At 67.8% G+C, this 19301-nt stretch carries 17 protein-coding genes; 12 read left to right on the forward strand and 5 right to left on the reverse strand.

The window, feature by feature from the left end; genetic code table 11:
* Window positions 1-12: 12 nt before the first annotated feature.
* The 4 genes from CHC02_RS10740 to nadB all read right to left on the reverse strand — a co-directional run bounded on the left by CHC02_RS10740 (window position 13) and on the right by nadB (window position 4920).
* Window positions 13-1257: a four-carbon acid sugar kinase family protein gene (locus CHC02_RS10740; RefSeq protein ID WP_089391460.1), complete on the reverse strand. Its 1245-nt coding sequence runs from the start codon at window positions 1255-1257 to the stop codon at window positions 13-15.
* Window positions 1254-2258 (reverse strand): 2-keto-3-deoxygluconate permease, encoded by a 1005-nt coding sequence (locus tag CHC02_RS10745; RefSeq protein ID WP_089391461.1) that lies wholly within the window; start codon window positions 2256-2258, stop codon window positions 1254-1256. The genes CHC02_RS10740 and CHC02_RS10745 overlap by 4 nt, the downstream gene beginning before the upstream one ends.
* Window positions 2259-2465: 207 nt before the next feature.
* Complete coding sequence (locus CHC02_RS10750; RefSeq protein WP_089391462.1) at window positions 2466-3242, reverse strand: DeoR/GlpR family DNA-binding transcription regulator; 777 nt, start codon at window positions 3240-3242, stop codon at window positions 2466-2468.
* A gap of 73 nt (window positions 3243-3315) precedes the next feature.
* Window positions 3316-4920 (reverse strand): L-aspartate oxidase, encoded by a 1605-nt coding sequence (gene nadB, locus CHC02_RS10755; protein WP_089391463.1) that lies wholly within the window; start codon window positions 4918-4920, stop codon window positions 3316-3318.
* 394 nt (window positions 4921-5314) lie between these two features.
* On the opposite strand from nadB, the gene rpoE reads away from it, so the two are divergent.
* Genes rpoE through CHC02_RS10780 form a run of 5 tightly spaced genes read left to right on the forward strand, consistent with a single transcriptional unit; the run spans window position 5315 to window position 9397 of the window.
* Window positions 5315-5902 (forward strand): RNA polymerase sigma factor RpoE/AlgU, encoded by a 588-nt coding sequence (gene rpoE / locus CHC02_RS10760; RefSeq protein WP_009616435.1) that lies wholly within the window; start codon window positions 5315-5317, stop codon window positions 5900-5902.
* A gap of 30 nt (window positions 5903-5932) precedes the next feature.
* Window positions 5933-6520, forward strand: a complete 588-nt coding sequence (locus CHC02_RS10765; protein WP_089391464.1) for a sigma-E factor negative regulatory protein — start codon at window positions 5933-5935, stop codon at window positions 6518-6520.
* Between the two features lie 18 nt (window positions 6521-6538).
* Window positions 6539-7495 carry a MucB/RseB C-terminal domain-containing protein gene (locus CHC02_RS10770; RefSeq protein WP_089391465.1) on the forward strand — a complete coding sequence of 319 codons (957 nt, stop codon included), beginning with the start codon at window positions 6539-6541 and terminating at the stop codon, window positions 7493-7495.
* Complete coding sequence (locus tag CHC02_RS10775) at window positions 7492-7947, forward strand: SoxR reducing system RseC family protein (RefSeq protein WP_089391466.1); 456 nt, start codon at window positions 7492-7494, stop codon at window positions 7945-7947. Before CHC02_RS10770 ends, CHC02_RS10775 begins: the two co-directional genes overlap by 4 nt.
* A 34-nt stretch (window positions 7948-7981) precedes the next feature.
* Window positions 7982-9397, forward strand: a complete 1416-nt coding sequence (locus CHC02_RS10780) for a DegQ family serine endoprotease (RefSeq protein ID WP_089391467.1) — start codon at window positions 7982-7984, stop codon at window positions 9395-9397.
* 682 nt (window positions 9398-10079) lie between these two features.
* Here CHC02_RS10780 and CHC02_RS10785 read toward each other — a convergent pair.
* Window positions 10080-12569: a TonB-dependent receptor gene (locus tag CHC02_RS10785; RefSeq protein WP_089391468.1), complete on the reverse strand. Its 2490-nt coding sequence runs from the start codon at window positions 12567-12569 to the stop codon at window positions 10080-10082.
* Window positions 12570-12889: 320 nt separating this feature from the next.
* Here CHC02_RS10785 and lepA point away from each other — a divergent pair, with 320 nt between their 5' ends.
* From lepA to pdxJ, 7 genes are all read left to right on the forward strand, one after another.
* On the forward strand, window positions 12890-14689 hold the full coding sequence (lepA, locus tag CHC02_RS10790; RefSeq protein ID WP_089391469.1) for a translation elongation factor 4: 1800 nt from the start codon (window positions 12890-12892) through the stop codon (window positions 14687-14689).
* Window positions 14690-14694: 5 nt separating this feature from the next.
* Window positions 14695-15549 carry a signal peptidase I gene (lepB, locus tag CHC02_RS10795; protein ID WP_089391470.1) on the forward strand — a complete coding sequence of 285 codons (855 nt, stop codon included), beginning with the start codon at window positions 14695-14697 and terminating at the stop codon, window positions 15547-15549.
* Between the two features lie 138 nt (window positions 15550-15687).
* The gene (locus tag CHC02_RS10800; protein ID WP_089391471.1) at window positions 15688-16065 is read left to right on the forward strand and encodes a DUF4845 domain-containing protein; all 378 of its coding nucleotides are present in this window, start codon (window positions 15688-15690) and stop codon (window positions 16063-16065) included.
* Window positions 16062-16751, forward strand: coding sequence for a ribonuclease III (rnc, locus tag CHC02_RS10805; RefSeq protein ID WP_089391472.1), 690 nt, complete (start codon window positions 16062-16064; stop codon window positions 16749-16751). Before CHC02_RS10800 ends, rnc begins: the two co-directional genes overlap by 4 nt.
* Entirely contained in the window at window positions 16738-17652 is a 915-nt protein-coding gene (gene era, locus CHC02_RS10810) for a GTPase Era (protein ID WP_371921190.1), read from the forward strand. The genes rnc and era overlap by 14 nt, the downstream gene beginning before the upstream one ends.
* Window positions 17653-17704: 52 nt before the next feature.
* Complete coding sequence (gene recO, locus CHC02_RS10815; protein ID WP_089391474.1) at window positions 17705-18409, forward strand: DNA repair protein RecO; 705 nt, start codon at window positions 17705-17707, stop codon at window positions 18407-18409.
* Window positions 18402-19145, forward strand: coding sequence for a pyridoxine 5'-phosphate synthase (pdxJ, locus tag CHC02_RS10820; RefSeq protein ID WP_089391475.1), 744 nt, complete (start codon window positions 18402-18404; stop codon window positions 19143-19145). Before recO ends, pdxJ begins: the two co-directional genes overlap by 8 nt.
* Window positions 19146-19301: the final 156 nt, after the last annotated feature.

Consider the following 19301-nt stretch of genomic DNA (forward strand, 5'->3'; position numbering starts at 1 on the left):
GACACTCTGAATTCAGGAGGGGGACTGTTGCGCGTCGTGCAGGTGGCGCCACGCGCGATAGAGGGCTTCGGGGCTGCCGAAGGCGCCGGCCTTGGTGACGATGCCGGGGCGGTGGCCGCCCGACGGGGCCAGGGGGTGGCTGAGGACGCTGCCGGCCTCGATCTCGCCGACTAGCTGCAGGCCGTCGATGCCGACCGCGCCGAGCATCGCCCGCGCCGTTTCGCCACCGGTGGCGACCAGGCCGCCGACGCGGTGGAAGTGCGGTTTCAGCAGGGCGGCGAGGTTGGCCGAGAGCAGGGCGCCTTCGGCGGGGTCGGGTTGCTCGTCGCGGCCGATGCGCAGCAGCAGGTCCAGGCCCTGTTCGAGCAGCGCGCCCACCTGCGCCTGCCATTCCGGCCAGGCGGGGTGGTCGCTGCCCTGGCGCAGCACCGCCGGTGGCAGGCTGAGCGGAAGGATGTCGCTGCGCCGTTGCAGCTCCTCGCATTGGCGGTCGGCGACGGCGGAAAGGCTTCCGGCCAGCACCACGGTCGCCAACTGCGAGGGGGCAGGCTCGGCCTTGCTTGGGGCCGGAGTAGAAGAGGGCGGCGGCACGTCCCTTATCTGCCTTGCCAGGCCCCCGGAGCCGACCCAGAACGCCCGCAGCTCCGGCTGCGCGGTTTCCCGGGCCAGCAGGCGCAGGTCCTCGGGTGTCTCGGCGTCGAAGATCAGGGCCTGGACGCCGCGTTCCTGGGCCGACTGGATGAGCCGGGGCAGTTGCCCGGCCGACTGGCGCAACTGCTCCAGGGCGCAGTGTTCCACGCGCAGCCCGGCGTCGCCGAGCATCCTGGCCATGTCGGCCGGCGCATCGGCATGCTCCAGGCGCCAGGTGTCGGTGCTTTCCAGCGGCGCGCCGTGCACCCGCACCTGGCCGTCGCGCACCGTGCGGCCCATTTCCGGAAAGGCCGGGGCGACCAGCGCCAGGCCCGCCAGGGGATGCAGCGCGGCGACTTCCGCGGCCCAGTTGCCGCGCAGGGTCGAGTCGATCTTCTTGTAGAGCCGCTGGCATGGCCTTGCCAGGGCATGGAAGGCCGCGACGCTGCGCTGCGCGGCCTGTGCCGCGTCCAGGCGGCGGCTGTCGGTATCCACGGCGATGACCTGGACCTGCGCCTGCGTCGGCCGGGCATCGAGCATCACCAGGGTCGGCCAGCCCAGGCTGGCGAACCCTACGGCGCAGTCCGCCGCGCCGGACAGGTCGTCGGCGATGATCAGCATGTTCATCGGGGCGACTCCGGCGCCATCGAGGCGCGCTGCCCGGCGCTTTCGGCCCGCTGCCTGACGCGCTTGGCGAGGGTCGAGACGAGAATGGGCGTGAGGATGGCGGTGACCACCACGCAGGAGGCGACGAGCATGGTGGCGCTGGCGGCGGCCGGGGCGTAGACCGGGTTGGCGGCGGCGACCAGGGCCGGCACCGCCGCGGCATTGCCCGCCGTGGTGGCCGCCGCGGCGCCGGCGACGCCGGTGCCACCGGTCAGGCGGTCGGCGAAGTACAGCGGGATGCCGGTCAGCACCACCACCGCCACGCCCATCAGAAGGCCGAGCACGCCGGCCTGCCAGACCTTGTGCAGGTCCAGGCTGGCGCCCAGGGCGAGGGCGAAGAAGGGGATCAGCACCGGTACCGCCTTGCCGAGGAATTCGCGCATCTCGCGGTCCAGGTTGCCAATGAGAATGCCCAGCAGCAGCGGCAGTATCGCCCCCAGCAAGGTCGGCCAGGGGAAGGCCGAGAGCCCGGCGACGCCCAGGGTGAGCATGGTCAGGAAGGGGCCGGACTCCAGCGACATCACCGAGTAGGCGCCGACGTCCTCGGGGCGGCCGTACTGCCCCATCAGCGCCATGTACAGGCCGCCGTTGGTGTCGTTCATCGCCGCCACCACGGCCAATGTGGACAGGCCGGCGAAGAACCCGGCCGAGATGGGCTGTTCCCCCAGGAACTGGCCGAGCAGGATGCCCAGGAGCATCGCCGTGCCGACCTTGGTGGCGAAGAGCGCGCCGCCCTTCTTCAGCAGGTAGGGCGTGGTGCGCACGTTGATGCTCGCGCCCATGCAGACGTAGAACACCGCGAGTATGGGCAGCGCGCCGGTGAACAGGGCGTTGGTGAAGGAACCGAAGAATTTCGGCGTGTCCGGCGCGAAGGTGGCCACCAGCGAACCGAGCAGCAGCGGGACGATCATCATGCCGCCGGGGATGCGCTCGATCGTGCGCTTGATCGGGATCTGGATCATGGGCAGGTACCTGTTCGTTCTTGTTCGACTTGTTATGGAGAGTGTTTGATCGAAACGCTCATAAATTTGATCGAATCGATCATCAGGATGCGATTTAAAGGACATGAACTGCGCAAGTCAATCATGAGTTTGCGCATTTCGATCAAGGGAAGGGGGCTAATGGTCGCGGGGCGAGACGGAGGGCCTCGCTTCGGCGGGCGGGCTGGCTCAGGCGCCGGCGACGGGGGCCAGTTCGACGGTGGCCGTGGCGAGCAGGCGGAAGGGTTCGAGCGTCCTGTCGTCCGGCGCCGAGGTGATCAGGCGCCATTCCCGCTCCAGCGGCGTCCAGTGCTGCTGGCGCGCGCGCCCCAGCTTCTCGGCGTCGGCCAGTATGTACACTTCGGCGGCCCGCCTGATCACGCATTCCTTGAGGTAGGCCTGCTGGGCGCTGGCTTCGCAGAGGCCCAGCTCGGCGACGACGCCGTCGGCGCCGAGGAAGGCGCGGTCGAAGCTCAGCCGGCTCAGCGACAGTTCCGCCAGCGGGCCGAAGGTGCTCATGCCGGTGCTGCGCAGGTCGCCGCCGATCAGGGTGATCCGCACGCCCGGCGCATTGGCCAGCGCGCTGACCGCCAGCAGGTTGTTGGTGATCACGTGCACGTCCTGCAGCGCGCGCAGGTGCGCCGCCAGCGCGGCGCAGGTGGTGCCGCTGTCGAGGAAGATGCTGTCGCCCTCGCGGATGTGCGCGGCCGCGGCCCGGGCGATCGCCATCTTTTCCTCGCGGTGGCTGGCGTTGCGCTGCTCCAGGGTCGCTTCCGGCTCGTGGGTGCCGACCAGCGCGGTGGCCCCGCCGTGGGTCCGCACCAGCCGCCGCTGCCGGGCCAGCAGGCTGAGGTCGCGGCGCACGGTGGCTTCCGAAACGCCCAGGGCGGCGCCCAGTTCTTCCACGCTGGTGTCGCGGTGGCGAACGAGGTCGAGGATGGCGCGCTGGCGGTCGGTCGGTTTCATGGCGGTCTCGCGGGGTTGTCGGGGCTGCCGGCTGGCCGCTGCGAAGGCCGCCCGCGGTGGCGGGCGGGGTGTTCTAGCGGGGGCTGAGGAGGGTGTCGCGCGCCTCGGGAAGCAGCCCCGGGTAGTCCAGGGTGTAGTGCAGGCCGCGGCTTTCGTGGCGCTGCATGGCCGAGCGGATGATCAGGTCGGCGACCACGGCCAGGTTGCGCAGCTCGATCAGGTCGCGGCTGACCTTGTAGTTGCTGTAGAACTCGTCGATCTCGCTGAGCAGCATCTGCACCCGGTGCTGGGCGCGCTGCAGGCGCTTGTTGGTGCGCACGATGCCGACGTAGTCCCACATGAAGCGCCGCAGTTCGTCCCAGTTGTGCGCGATGATCACGTCCTCGTCCGAGTCGGTGACCTGGCTTGCGTCCCAGCTCGGCAGCGCCGGGGTGGCCGGCGTGCTTTCCAGGCGTGCCTGGATGTCGGCGGCGGCGGAGCGGGCGTAGACGAAGCATTCCAGCAGCGAGTTGCTGGCCATGCGGTTGGCGCCGTGCAGGCCGGTGAAGCTGGTCTCGCCGATGGCGTAGAGGTGCGGCACGTCGGTGTGGCCGTGCTCGTCCACCAGCACGCCGCCGCAGGTGTAGTGGGCGGCCGGCACCACCGGGATGGGCTCGCGGGTGATGTCGATGCCGAAGGTCAGGCAGCGCTCGTACACCGTGGGGAAGTGTTCCTTGATGAACTCGGCCGGCTTGTGGCTGATGTCCAGGTACACGCAGTCCACGCCCAGGCGCTTCATCTCATGGTCGATGGCGCGCGCGACTATGTCCCGCGGGGCCAGTTCGGCGCGCGGGTCGAAGCGCTTCATGAAGCGCTCTCCGCTGGGCAGGCGCAGGTAGGCGCCTTCGCCGCGCAGCGCCTCGGTGATGAGGAAGCTCTTGGCCTGCGGGTGGTACAGGCAGGTGGGGTGGAACTGGTTGAACTCCAGGTTGCCGACGCGGCAGCCGGCGCGCCAGGCCATGGCGATGCCGTCGCCGGAGTTGCCGTCCGGGTTGCTGGTATAGAGGTAGACCTTGCTGGCGCCGCCGCAGGCGAGCACGGTGAAGCGCGCCGAGAAGGTGTCCACCTCGCCGCTGTCGCGGTTCAGCACGTAGGCGCCGAGGCAGCGCTGGCCGGGCAGGCCGAGCTTGCGTTCGGTGATCAGGTCGACCGCCACCCGCTGCGCCAGCAGCTCGATGTTCGGGCGCTGCCGGGCCTGTTCCAGCAGGGTGTTGAAGATGGCGGCGCCAGTGGCGTCGGCGGCGTGGATGATGCGCCGGTGGCTGTGGCCGCCCTCGCGGGTGAGGTGGAATTCGAAGCCGCTGTCCTCGCGGCCGGCCTCGTTGTCGCGGGTGAAGGGCACGCCCTGGTCGATCAGCCACTGGATGGCCTCGCGGCTGTGCTCGACGGTGAAGCGCACGGCGTCTTCGCGGCACAGGCCGGCGCCGGCGTCCAGGGTGTCCTGCACGTGGGACTCGACGGTGTCGGTGTCGTCCAGCACCGCGGCGACGCCGCCCTGGGCCCAGAAGGTCGAGCCCTGGGACAGCTCCCCCTTGCTCAGCACGGCGATGCGCAGGTGCTGCGGCAGCGTCAGGGCCAGGCTGAGGCCGGCGGCCCCGCTGCCGATCACTAGGACGTCGTGATGAAAGTGCTCGCTCATGCCCGGATTCCGATTGGTGGCGGCCTAGTATATAGAAGGGGGGATCGGCACAATAGCGGCCCTGTGCCTGCCGCCGTATTTCTGGCGCAAGCCCCGGCGTTCATGCGCCAGGGGCGGCAGGTGGAACTATTTCAGTCTTTCCGGTTCTAACGGTGAATGTCCGAAGCCTTCTTCCAGCGGGGTTCCCGAAGGGCGAGAAGGCAGTGGTTGTTCGCCGATTGCAGTGAATTTTCAAGGGCTTGGACAATGGGTCCGGCCGGGTCGCGGCAAAGCGACAAAAAAACTGTGCGGCGTACGCTTGGAGGGGAGAACTTTTGCAAGACATCCGAGTCTATCTTGGCAGAGCGATTCTGCAGGGTGCTCGCAGCTCCTCCGGGCTTGTTGAGGAGCATGCATGCTAACCCAGGAACAGGATCAGCAACTGGTTGAACGGGTACAGCGCGGAGACAAACGGGCTTTCGATCTGCTGGTGCTGAAGTACCAGCACAAGATACTCGGGCTGATCGTGCGGTTCGTGCACGACGCCCAGGAAGCCCAGGACGTTGCGCAGGAAGCTTTCATCAAGGCCTATCGCGCCTTGGGCAACTTCCGCGGTGACAGTGCCTTCTATACCTGGCTGTACCGGATCGCCATCAATACCGCGAAGAACCACCTGGTGGCGCGCGGTCGGCGGCCTCCGGACAGCGATGTGACAGCCGAGGATGCGGAGTTCTTCGATGGCGACCACGCCCTGAAGGACATCGAATCGCCGGAACGGGCAATGTTGCGGGACGAGATCGAGGAAACGGTCCATCGCACCATCCAGCAACTGCCAGAGGACCTGCGCACGGCATTGACCCTGCGTGAATTCGAGGGATTGAGCTACGAGGATATCGCCACCGTGATGCAATGCCCGGTGGGTACGGTCCGCTCACGGATCTTCCGTGCGCGGGAAGCGATAGACAAAGCCTTGCAGCCGTTGCTGCATGATGAACAGCCCTGAATACGGCGGAACAGCCAAGAGAGGTACGCCATGAGTCGTGAAGCCCTGCAGGAGTCGCTGTCCGCACTGATGGATAACGAAGCGGACGAACTCGAACTGCGCCGGGTGCTCGCAGCCTGCGGTGAAGATGCGGAAATGCGTGCCACCTGGTCGCGCTATCAACTGGCCCGGTCGGTGATGCACCGCGAGCCGGTACTGCCCAAGCTGGATATCGCCGCGGCGGTATCGGCGGCGCTGGCCGAGGAGGCCGCCCCGGCCCAGCCGCGGCGCAATCCGTGGCGCAACGTCGGGCGCGTGGCGGTCGCCGCTTCGGTGACACTGGCCGTCCTGGCGGGTGTTCGTCTATACCATCAAAATGATAGCGTTGCTCCGAGCCTGGCCCAGCAAGGCGCCACGCCGCAGATCACCCTGCCGCAGGTGCAGGGCCCGGCGGTACTGGCCGGCTACAACCAGGACGAGGATGCACCGCAGGTCATCACTGGTGGTTCGGGCAGCCCCACCACCTGGCATGAACAGCGTCTTCCGGGGTATCTCCGCCAGCATGCCCAGCAGTCGGCGGTGAACGGTACCGACAGCGCCCTGCCTTACGCGCGAGCCGCCAGCCTGGAAAGTCGCTGAAACCCGTTAAGGAGCGTCATGCGCGCCACTTTCCTGTTGTTTTTCCTGGGCGGTCTGCTGGCCATGCCGGTACAGGCCGCCGACGTCCAGGCGTGGGTCAAGCGGCTGACCGAGGGCCAGCAGCGACAAAGCTTCCAGGGCACCTTCGTCTACGAGCGCAACGGCATCTTCTCCACCCATGAAGTCTGGCGTCTGGTCGAGCCCGACGGCACGGTGCGCGAGCATTGGCTGCAGCTGGATGGCCCGCGCCAGGAAGTGGTCAAGCTCGATGGCGTGACCCAGTGCATCGCCGGCGGCATGGCCGGGCAACTGGGCGCCGGGCAATTGTGGCCGGTGCGCAAGCTGGCCTCGGGCGACCTGGGTTCCTGGTACGACATCCGCGTGGTCGGCCAGTCCCGCATCGCCGGGCGCGAGGCCACGGTGATCGGGCTGATCCCCCGCGACCAGTACCGCTACGGCTTCGAGCTGCACCTGGACCAGGAAACCGGCTTGCCGCTGAAGTCGCTGCTGCTCAACGAGAAGGGCCAGGCGCTCGAGCGCCTGCAGTTCACCCAGTTCAGCACCGCGGCGCCGGACGACGGCGGCCTGCAGCCCTCCGACGCCTGCCAGGCGGTTCCCGCCGGCAAGCCGGACGCCCCGGTGGCCAGCAGCTGGCGTTCGGAATGGGTGCCGCCGGGCTTCACCCTCAACAACACCTACGAACGCCGCAGCCCGGTATCGGACGATCGGGTCGTCAGCATGGACTACGGCGACGGCCTGGCGCGTTTCTCGATCTTCATCGAGCCGCTGCACGGCGCCAGGATCGACGACGCGCGCACCCAGCTGGGCCCGACCTCGGTGGTGTCCAAGCGCCTCAGTACCGAGGATGGCGGCATGATGGTCACCGTTGTCGGCGAGATCCCCACGGGGACCGCCGAACGCATCGCCATGTCGGTGCGGCCGCAGGCGCCCGCCCAGGGAGCCGCCGCGCAGTGATCGAAGAGCGGGGGCGGGTGATCGGCGTCGAAACCGCAGCAGTGCGGGTCCAGACGCTGCGCCAGGGCACCTGCTCAGCCTGTAGCGCCAGGGCCGGATGCGGCCAGGGTTTGCTACAGCAGTTGGGCTCCACTTCGGGGCGCGGAGAAGTCCGCGCCCTTTCTGCTTTCCGGCTCGGGGTGGGTGACGAGGTGGTGCTCGGCATACGCGAGGACCTCTTGTTGAAATGCGCCCTGATGTTCTATCTATTCCCCCTGCTCGGCCTGTTCGCCGCTACGCTGCTGGCGTGGTGCGCCGGCCTCGCCGAGCCCTGGTTGATCCTGGCCGGCCTCGCGGGTTTCCTCGTGACCTGGCTGTGGGTACGGCGCCATGCCCGGCGCCATTCGGATGACCCGGCGTTGCAGCCGGTTGTGCTGCGTGCGCTGGTCACAGGGGCCGAGGGCCCCGCCTAAGTCCACTTCCCTTTGAATACGGGAGCAGTAGTCCATGCAAACCCTGAAACGCAGTATGGCCGCGATGGTCGCCCTGCTGGCCTTGAGCCTGTCTGTGGTCGCCCGCGCCGAATTGCCGGATTTCACCCCGCTGGTGGAGAAGGCTTCGCCGGCCGTAGTGAACATCAGTACCACCCAGAAGGTGCCGGACCAGGTCGCCAGCGGGCAGATGCCCGACCTGGAAGGCCTGCCGCCGATGTTCCGCGACTTCATCGAGCGCAGCATGCCGCGTGGCCAGCGCCCGCCGCGCGGGGCGCAGCGCGAGGCACAGTCCCTGGGGTCGGGGTTCATCATTTCCGATGATGGCTACGTGCTCACCAACAACCACGTGGTCGCCGACGCCGACGAGATCGTCGTGCGCCTGTCCGACCGCAGCGAGCACAAGGCCAAGCTGATCGGCGCCGATCCGCGCAGCGACGTGGCCCTGCTGAAGATCGACGCCAAGGGCCTGCCGACCCTCAAGCTGGGCGACTCGGACAAGCTGAAGGTCGGTGAATGGGTGCTGGCCATCGGCTCGCCCTTCGGCTTCGACCACTCGGTGACCGCCGGTATCGTCAGCGCCAAGGGCCGCAGCCTGCCCAACGAGAACTACGTGCCCTTCATCCAGACCGACGTGGCCATCAACCCGGGCAACTCCGGCGGCCCGCTGCTGAACCTGCAGGGCGAGGTGGTCGGCATCAACTCGCAGATCTTCACCCGCTCCGGCGGCTTCATGGGCCTGTCCTTCGCCATCCCGATCGACGTCGCCATGAACGTGGCCGACCAGTTGAAGAAAGGCGGCAAGGTCAGCCGCGGCTGGCTGGGCGTGGTGATCCAGGAAGTCAGCAAGGACCTCGCCGAATCCCTTGGCCTGGACAAGCCGGCCGGCGCCCTGGTGGCCCAGCTGGTGCAGGACGGCCCGGCGGCCAAGGGCGGCCTGCAGGTCGGCGACGTGATCCTCAGCCTGAACGGCCAGACCATCAACGAGTCGGCCGACCTGCCGCACCTGGTCGGCGGCATGAAGCCGGGCGACAAGGCGGCCCTGGACGTGTTCCGCGATGGCTCGCGCAAGACCCTGAACATGACCATCGGCAACCTGCCGGACGAGGACGAGGAAGTCGCCGCCGTCGAAGGGCAGGGCGCCGAGCGCAGCAGCAACCGCATGGGCGTGACCGTCGCCGACCTCACCGCCGAGCAGCGCAAGTCGCTGGACATCAAGGGCGGCGTGGTGATCAAGGACGTCCAGGACGGTCCGGCGGCGATGATCGGCCTGCGTCCGGGCGACGTCATCACCCACCTGAACAACCGCACGGTGGAATCCGCCAAGGCCTTCTCCGAGATCGCCAAGGCGTTGCCGAAGGGCAAGTCGGTGTCCATGCGCGTTCTGCGCCAGGGCCGTGCCAGCTTCATCACCTTCAAGCTGGACGAATGACCGGCGGGTAGGGGTAGGCAGGGCGGATAACCGTTCGGGTTGTCCGCCGTCGGCCGTGCCGCGGGAGTGTCCGGCGTGGCCGGTGAATCCAATCGCGGGCAAGGTCCTCCTACCCCAACCACCGCTGCTCCACCTGTAGGAGCGCGCCCTGCGCGCGATTCGCGGGCAGGGCCCGCTCCTACACCCGTGCTTGCCTGGAACCGTATGTCATTCCCGCGTAGGGCGAATAACCGTTCGCGGTTATCCGCCGTCGGCCGTGCCACGGGAGTGTCCGGCGTGGCCGGTGAATCCAATCGCGGGCAAGGTCCTCCTACCCCAACCACCGCTGCTCCACCTGTAGGAGCGCGCCCTGCGCGCGATTCGCGGGCAGGGTCCGCTCCTACACCCGTGCTTGCCTGGAACCGTATGTCATTCCCGCGTAGGGCGAATAACCGTTCGCGGTTATCCGCCGTCGGCCGTGCCGCGGGAGTGTCCGGCGTGGCCGGTGAGTCCAATCGCGGACAAAGTCCGCTCCTACGCCCGTGCTTCCCTGTAAGCGTAGGAGCGGACTCTGTCCGCGATTCGGCGGATAGCGCCACAGAAACATCCGAGCACCCGGAGCGCTACGCCGCGCTAACCTCCCACGAAAACGCCGTTTCCCCATCAGGAAGCGGCGTTTTTTCTTGGGTGCATTCAGCGCGGCTCAGAGGAACGCCCAGCGCACGCCCAGCCAGGCGGTGCGCGGCGCCCCCGGGGCGACGAAGGTTTCACCCACGGAGTTGCTGCGCCTGCCGTTGACCGTGCCGTTGCCGGCGGCGCCGTCAGTGCGCATCACGCCATTGGCGTCGAACGGGTTGGCACCGAGCATGCCGGCGGTGGCGTACTCGCGGTCGAACAGGTTGTCGACCTGGGCGAAGATGCGCCAGGCCGGGGTGAGCTGGTAGGAGCCGTTGAGGTTGAACAGGGTGTAGCCGCCGATCTCGCCGCCGCCCTGGTACAGGCCGCCGCTCTGATGGTCGTTGTTCTCGTTGCCGCGCACGTAGGAGCCGGAGACGCTGATGGCGTCGGCGCCGATGCTCAGGCGCTCGGTCACCGCGTAGTCGGCCGACAGCTTGAGGATGTTGCGCGGCACCAGCGGAATGCGGTCGCCGGACTTCACGCTGATGTTGCCGTCGTCCGTGCTGCTGTTGGCCTCGCCCAGGAAGGTCTCGCCCGAGCGGTAGGTGGCGTCGACGAAGGTGTAGTTGGCGGCCAGCGCCCAGTCGCCCCAGTTCCCGGAGATACCGGTTTCGATGCCGCGCCGGCGGGTTTCGCCGAAGTTCGCGAAGTAGCCGCTGCCGCTGGTGCTGGAAGACACGAACAGGATGTCGTTGCTGTTGCGCGCGCTGAACAGCCCGGCGTTCCATTGCAGGTTGTCGCCGATCAGGCCGCGCAGGCCGGCTTCCCAGGTCCGCGTCACCACCTGGTCGAGCGGCGGATCGCCGGCCATGGAGTTGGGCAGGCGGCAGGGCGATTCCGGGTTGGCGCAGCCCAGCTCGATGGTGGTCGGGGCCCGGCTGCCTTCGCTGTAGCCGGCATAGGCGGTCAGGCTGCGGGTCGGGTGGAAGGTCAGGCCGACGGCCGGGTTGAAGCGGTTGAAGCTGTGCTTGCCGCTGAGCGAGGCGTTCTCGTCGACGCTGTCGCCCAGGGCGTCGCCGTCGAGTTCGTAGTGGGAGAGCTGGTCGTGGTTGCGCACCGAGATGGCGTTGTAGCGCCCGGACAGCGTGAGGTCGAGCGTCGGGGCCAGGCTCAGGGTGTCGCTGCCGTAGAGGCTCCAGGTACGGGTGTTGCCCTTCAGGCGCGCGGCCCGGTCGTCCAGCTCGCCGTCCAGGCTGAAGGCGTTGCCGGCCTCGGCGTACACGCCCGTGCCGACGATGCCGCGGTCGGCGGTGAGCGCGCCGTATTCGGCCGATTGCCGGAAGCGTACCTGGCTGTAGTCGAAGCCGCCGCCCAGGGACAGCAGGTTGTCCTTGCCGAACAGCCGGTTGCGCAGCGAGAACTGCTCGAACAGGCCGATGTTGCTCTGCGTGGTGCGGGTGCGGTTGATCATCCCGGTGCATTTCTCGCCGGGTTCGCCGCCCGGCTCGAACTGCGCGACGCAGGCCGCCAGGTTCGCCGCGGTGGTGTAGCCGCCGGCCGCCGGCAGGATGTTCTGGCCGGGCTCGCCGATGCGCTCGGGCAGGGACTCGTCGTTGATGTCGCCGTTGAAGGTGTCGGTATCGATATGGCGGTAGTAGAGGTTGCCGGAGGCGTTCAGGTCGTCGCTGTAGTCGTGGTTCCACTGCAGGTTGAGGAAGCTGGCGGTGTTCTGCGTGTTGTCCGGGTAGGTGTACACGCTGTCGCGGTCGCGGCGCAGGAAGCTCTCGGGCACCATGCCGTTACCGTTGAGGTCGGTGTCGGCGAAGCTGTAGGTCAGCTTCAGGTCGGTGGCCTCGCCCTGCCAGCCGAGCTTGCCGAAGAGGTTCTGCGCGTCGGAGTCGGAATGCTCGCGCCAGCCATCCTCCTCGAAGTGGGTGGCGGCGAAGAACCAGTCCCATTGCCCTTCGCTGCCGCCGTACTCGGCTTCGCCGATCTTGCGCCCGTAGGAACCCAGGGTGGCCTGGACGGCGCCGCCGGGGTCGTCGCGGCCGTTCCTGGTCTGCACCGCGAGCGCGCCGCCCAGGGTGTTCAGGCCGAACAGCGGGTTGCTGCCGGGCATCAGCTGGGCGCCGGCGATGGCGTTGTCGGGGATCAGGTCCCAGCTGACGACGTCGCCGAACGGCTGGTTCATGCGCACGCCGTCGAGGTACAGCGACAGCCCCTGGGGCGTGCCGAGCAGCGGCGAGGCGGTGAAGCCGCGGTAGTTGATGTCCGGTTGCAGCGGGTTGTTCTGGATCTCGTTGACGTAGACCCCGGCGCTGCGCCGCTTGAGGTAGTCGGCCAGGTCCAGCGCCTGGCTCTTCTGCAGGTCCGCGCCGGTGAAGGTCTGTACCGGCGCGGCGATCTGCTCGCGGGAAACGCCCAGGGAGGGCAGCGGCAGGCTGCTGATCACCTCGGTCTGCCCCAGCGACAGGGGCTCGGTGCCGTCCGCGGCCCGGGCGGGCAGGGCGAGGCCTGCGGCGTGGGCCACGAGCAGGGCGAGGGCGCTCGGGCCGAAGGGGTGGCGTCTGGGCATGGCGGTGCTTCCTGGTTCTTGTTGTTGGCGTTGTGGGGCGGCGCGGCCGAATCGCTCCGCCACGCCTGGGCCAGGTGCGGGATCGCTCGGTGGGGAGGGTGGCCGTGGCCGGCGCGCGGCTGCACGGAGGACACTAGGGCCGTGGGCGGGGTGGGAAAATCCTACGTTGGAGGCGGACGGCTCGTACCAACGTACCGGATGGCGGCCACTGGGCGTCGGCTGCGCTGCGTCGCAGGGTGACGCGTGGCGGCGGATTCAGGTAAACTCCCCGGCTATTTTTCGGCGGATCGCCGCCTTCAGCCTTCCGAGTGTGTCAAGCCGTGAGTGACCTGAGTCATATCCGCAATTTCTCCATCATCGCCCACATCGACCATGGCAAGTCGACCCTGGCCGACCGCTTCATCCAGATGTGCGGTGGTCTGTCCGACCGCGAGATGGAAGCGCAGGTCCTCGACTCCATGGACCTGGAGCGCGAGCGGGGCATCACCATCAAGGCCCACAGCGTCACCCTTCACTACAAGGCGAAGGACGGCAAGACCTACCAGCTGAACTTCATCGACACCCCCGGCCACGTCGACTTCACCTACGAGGTCAGCCGCTCGCTGGCCGCCTGCGAGGGCGCGCTGCTGGTGGTGGACGCCGGCCAGGGCGTCGAGGCGCAGTCGGTGGCCAACTGCTATACCGCCATCGAGCAGGGCCTGGAAGTCATGCCCGTGCTGAACAAGATGGACCTGCCGCAGGCCGACCCGGACCGGGTGAAGGACGAGATCGAGAGCATCATCGGCATCGACGCCACCGACGCCGTGGCCTGCTCGGCCAAGAGCGGCATGGGCGTGGACGAGGTGCTCGAGCGCCTGGTCGCCACCATCCCGGCCCCTGAGGGCGAGATCGAGGCGCCGCTGCAGGCGCTGATCATCGACTCCTGGTTCGACAACTACCTGGGCGTGGTCTCGCTGGTGCGCGTCAAGCACGGCCGCGTCAAGAAGGGCGACAAGATCCTGGTGAAGTCCACCGGCAAGCTGCACCAGGTGGACAGCGTCGGCGTGTTCTCGCCGAAGCACACCGAGACGCCGGACCTCAAGGCCGGCGAAGTGGGCTTCATCATCGCCGGCATCAAGGACATCCACGGCGCGCCCGTGGGCGACACCCTGACCCTCAGCACCACCCCCGACGTGGAAGTGCTGCCCGGCTTCAAGCGCATCAAGCCGCAGGTCTACGCCGGCCTGTTCCCGGTCAGCTCCGACGACTTCGAGGACTTCCGCGAAGCCCTGCAGAAGCTGACGCTGAACGACGCCGCCCTGCAGTACGAGCCGGAAAGCTCCGAGGCCCTGGGCTTCGGTTTCCGCATCGGCTTCCTCGGCATGCTGCACATGGAGATCATCCAGGAGCGCCTGGAGCGCGAATACGACCTGGACCTGATCACCACGGCGCCGACGGTGATCTTCGAGATCGTGCAGAAGAACGGCGAGATCCTCTACGTCGACAACCCGTCCAAGCTGCCCGACCTCTCGTCCATCGACGAGATGCGCGAGCCCATCTGCCGGGCCACCATCCTTGTGCCCCAGGAGCACCTGGGCAACGTCATTACCCTGTGCATCGAGAAACGCGGTGTGCAGCGCGACATGCACTTCCTCAGCGGCCAGGTCCAGGTGATCTACGACATGCCGATGAACGAGGTGGTGCTGGACTTCTTCGACCGTCTGAAGTCCACCAGCCGCGGCTACGCCTCGCTGGACTACAGCTTCGACCGCTTCGAGCCGGCCAACCTGGTCCGTCTCGACGTGCTGATCAACGGCGAGAAGGTGGACGCCCTCGCCCTGATCGTCCACCGCGACAACGCCCCCTACAAGGGGCGCCAGCTGGTGGAGAAGATGAAGGAACTGATCCCGCGTCAGATGTTCGACGTCGCGATTCAGGCGGCCATCGGCGGGCAGATCATCGCCCGCTCGACGGTCAAGGCGCTCAGGAAGAACGTGCTGGCCAAGTGCTATGGTGGTGATGTGAGCCGTAAGCGCAAGCTGCTGGAGAAGCAGAAGGCCGGTAAGAAAAGGATGAAGCAGGTCGGTAGCGTGGAGATTCCCCAGGAAGCCTTCCTCGCCGTGCTCAAAGTGGACAGTTAGATTCTATGACGCTGAATTTCCCGCTGTTGCTGGTGATAGCCGTCGCCCTGTGCGGCGCCCTGGCCCTGGTCGACCTGGTGCTCTTCGCGCCGCGCCGCCGGGCCGCCATCTCCGCCTACCAGGGCTCGGTCGCCGAGCCCGATCCGGAGGTGCTGGACAAGCTGAACAAGGAACCCGTGCTGATCGAGTACGGCAAGTCCTTCTTCCCGGTACTGTTCATCGTGCTGGTGCTGCGTTCCTTCCTGGTCGAGCCGTTCCAGATCCCCTCCGGCTCGATGAAGCCCACCCTCGAGGTCGGCGACTTCATCCTGGTCAACAAGTTCGCCTACGGCATCCGCCTGCCGGTGCTGGACGCCAAGGTGATCCCGGTCGGCGACCCGCAGCGCGGCGACGTGATGGTGTTCCGCTACCCCAGCGACCCGAACATCAACTACATCAAGCGCGTGGTCGGCGTGCCGGGTGACCGCGTGCGCTACACCAGCGACAAGCGCCTGTACGTCAACGACCAGCCGGTGGCCGAGCAACTGGTCGGCGAGGAGCCGGGCAGCCTGGGCAGCGTGACCCTGTACAAGGAGAAGCTGGGCGAGGCCGAGCACCTGATCCGCAAGGAAATGACGCGCTACCGCGTGGAGCCGGGCAAGGAGTGGACGGTCCCGGCCGGGCACTACTTCATGATGGGCGACAACCGCGACAACTCCAACGACAGCCGCTACTGGAACGATCCGAAGATCCCGAAGGCGCTGCTGGGCATGGTTCCGGACCGCAACATCGTCGGCAAGGCCTTCGCCGTGTGGATGAGCTGGCCGGACCCGAAACTGCGCAACCTGCCGAACTTCTCGCGGGTCGGCGTGATTCACTGAATGTGAGCTGCGTCGAGCGCCGGCCGCCGGTCGGTGCTAGAACGAAGGGCGGGGCGGCGCGCGGGGAGCGGGTCCGCCCCGCTTGCACTTGGAACCGCCGGTGGCGGGGGATGAGAACCATACCGACATGAGGTCAGCATGAAGTACGCAGGTTCGCAGAAGGGGATGTCGTTGCTGGGTTGGCTGGTGGTGCTGGCCATTGTGGCCTTCCTGGCCAGTACCGCGTTCAAGATCATTCCGCACTACCTCGACTACTACGCCATCGAGAAGGCCATCAAGGCGGTGGAAACCGACAAGGCGGCGGATGTGCGCAGCGTCCCGGAGTTCTACTCTTACGTGGACAAGGCGCTGACCATCAACAACATCCGCGACCTGAAGCTGCAGGATGCGCTGACCGTGGAACAGGACAACAACGAGTTCCGCGCGCACCTGAAGTATGAAAAACGCGAGCCGCTGATCGAGAACCTCGACCTGGTGGTCCACTTCGACAAAGAATTCCGTGTAAGAACGCCGTGAGCAATACCCTGGATCGACTCGAGCGCAAGCTCGGCTACACCTTCAAGGACCAGGACCTGATGGTCCTGGCCCTGACCCATCGCAGCTTCGCCGGGCGCAACAACGAGCGCCTGGAGTTCCTCGGTGACGCCATCCTCAACTTCGTCATCGGCGAAGCCCTGTTCAGCCACTTCCCGCAGGCCCGCGAGGGCCAGCTGTCGCGCCTGCGCGCACGGCTGGTCAAGGGCGAGACCCTGGCCCTGCTGGCCCGTGGCTTCGAACTGGGCGACTACCTGCGCCTGGGCTCGGGTGAACTCAAGAGCGGCGGTTTCCGCCGCGAGTCGATCCTCGCCGACGCCATGGAAGCGCTGATCGGCGCCATCTACCTGGACACCGGCATGGACTCCGCGCGCGCGCGCATCCTCGCCTGGCTCGGCCCGCAACTGCGCGAGCTGACCCCGGTGGACACCAACAAGGACCCCAAGACGCGCCTGCAGGAGTTCCTGCAGTCGCGCGCCTGCGAGCTGCCGCGCTACGACGTGGTGGACATCCAGGGCGAACCGCATTGCCGGACCTTCTTCGTCGAGTGCGAAGTGGCCCTGCTGAACGACAAGACCCATGGGCACGGCGGCAGCCGCCGCATCGCCGAGCAGGTGGCCGCCGCCGCCGCGCTGGTGGCCCTGGGCGTGGAGAATGGCCATGACTGAACAACTCGACGACACCAGCCGCTGCGGCTACGTCGCCATCGTCGGCCGCCCCAACGTGGGCAAGTCGACGCTGCTCAACCACATCCTCGGGCAGAAGCTGGCCATCACCTCGCGCAAGCCGCAGACCACCCGCCACACCCTGCTCGGCATCAAGACCGAAGGCGCGGTGCAGGCGGTGTACGTCGATACCCCCGGCCTGCACAAGGACAACGACAAGGCGCTGAACCGCTACATGAACCGCTCCGCCAGCGCCGCGCTGAAGGACGTGGACGTGGTGATCTTCGTGGTCGACCGCCTGCGCTGGACCGACGAGGACCAGATGGTCCTGGACCGCGTGCAGCACGTCAGCTGCCCGGTGCTGATCGCGGTGAACAAGGTCGACCGCCTGGAAGACAAGGCCGAGCTGCTGCCGCACCTGCAATGGCTCACCGGCTTGCTGCCCAAGGCCGAAGTGGTGCCGATCTCCGCCCAGCATGGGCAGAACCTCGACGTGCTGGAGCAACTGGTGGCCGAGCGCCTGCCGGAAAGCGAGCACTTCTTCCCGGAAGACCAGATCACCGACCGCAGCAGCCGCTTCCTCGCCGCTGAACTGGTGCGCGAGAAGATCATGCGCCAGCTCGGCGCCGAGCTGCCCTACCAGATCACCGTGGAGATCGAGGAGTTCAAGCAGGAAGGCCGCGTGCTGCACATCCACGCGCTGATCCTGGTGGAACGCGAAGGGCAGAAGAAGATCATCATCGGCGACAAGGGCGAGCGCATCAAAAGCATCGGCCAGAGCGCGCGCAAGGACATGGAGGTGCTGTTCGACTCCAAGGTCATGCTCAACCTCTGGGTCAAGGTGAAGGGCGGCTGGTCCGACGACGAACGCGCCCTGCGCTCGCTCGGCTACGGCGACCTCTGACACCCACCCGCGCGGCCCGCTGAGGCGGGCCGCCTGAAGGCCGCACCCGCGCATGAGCCTCGTCAGCGTCCCCCTGCCGACCTTCATCCTGCACAGCCGCCCGTACAAGGAAACCAGCGCGCTGGTGGACTTCTTCACCCCCGAAGGCCGCCTGCGCGCCGTGCTGCGCGGCGCGCGCGGCAAGTCCGGGGCCCTGGCGCGGCCCTTCGTGCCGCTGGAAGCGGAGTTCCGCGGCCGCGGCGAGCTGAAGAACGTCAGCCGCCTGGAAGCCGCCGGCATCCCCAACCTGCTGGCCGGCGAGGCGCTGTTCAGCGGCCTCTACCTCAACGAACTGCTGATCCGCGTGCTGCCAGCCGAGGTCGCCCATCCCGCGCTGTTCGAGCACTACCGCGCCACGCTGCCGGCGCTGGCCGCCGGGCGCCCGCTGGAGCCCCTGCTGCGAGCCTTCGAATGGCGGCTGCTGGACGAGCTGGGCTATGGTTTCGCCCTCGATCGCGATATCGTCGGACAAGATATCGTCCCCGGCGGCCTCTACCGCCTGCTGCCCGATGCCGGCCTGGAACCGATGGGCGGCTTCCAGCCGGGCCTGTTCCATGGCGCCGACCTGCTGGCCATGGCCGAGGCCGACTGGAGCGCCCCCGGCGCCCTGGCCGCGGCCAAGCGCCTGATGCGCCAGGCTCTGGCGCCGCACCTCGGCGGCCGACCGCTGGTCAGCCGCGAACTCTTCATGAATCGCAAGGAACCTCCCCGTGACTGAAGCCAACCGCATCCTCCTCGGCGTCAACATCGACCACGTCGCGACCCTGCGCCAGGCCCGCGGCACCCGCTACCCGGACCCGGTCAAGGCGGCGCTGGACGCCGAGGAAGCCGGCGCCGACGGCATCACCGTGCACCTGCGCGAGGACCGCCGGCACATCCAGGACCGCGACGTGCGCGTGCTCGCCGAGGTGCTGCAGACGCGCATGAACTTCGAGATGGGCGTGACCGAGGAAATGCTGGCCTTCGCCGAGGCGATCCGCCCGGCCCACGTCTGCCTGGTCCCGGAAACCCGCCAGGAACTGACCACCGAGGGCGGCCTGGACGTGGCCGGCCAGGAAGCGCGCATCCACGCCGCGGTGCAGCGCCTGGCCGCCGCCGGCTGCGAGGTGTCGCTGTTCATCGACGCCGACCCGCGGCAGATCGAGGCCTCCGCCCGCATCGGCGCGCCGGCCATCGAACTGCACACCGGGCGCTACGCCGACGCCCACGGCGTGGCGGAAACCGCGCTGGAACTGGCGCGCATCCGCGACGGCGTGGAGGCCGGCCTGTCCCACGGCCTGATCGTCAACGCCGGCCACGGCCTGCACTACCACAACGTCGAGCCCGTGGCGGCGATCCGCGGGATCAACGAACTGAACATCGGCCACGCCCTGGTGGCCCACGCGCTGTTCGTCGGCTTCAAGGCGGCGGTGGCGGAAATGAAGGCGCTGATAGTAGCGGCCGCCAACCGCTGAGCCCTCGTCGGCCTCCGCGCCGGGGCATCGGCGGATAACCGCGAACGGTTATGCACCCTACGGCCCGGGCTACCCCTGTAGGAGCGGGCCCTGCCCGCGATTCGCGCGCAGGGCGCGCTCCTACATGAGGGAATGCGCCGCTCAGGGCTTGCGCGC

The sequence above is a fragment of the Pseudomonas delhiensis genome, from assembly GCF_900187975.1.
In the GTDB taxonomy this organism is placed as follows: domain Bacteria; phylum Pseudomonadota; class Gammaproteobacteria; order Pseudomonadales; family Pseudomonadaceae; genus Pseudomonas; species Pseudomonas delhiensis.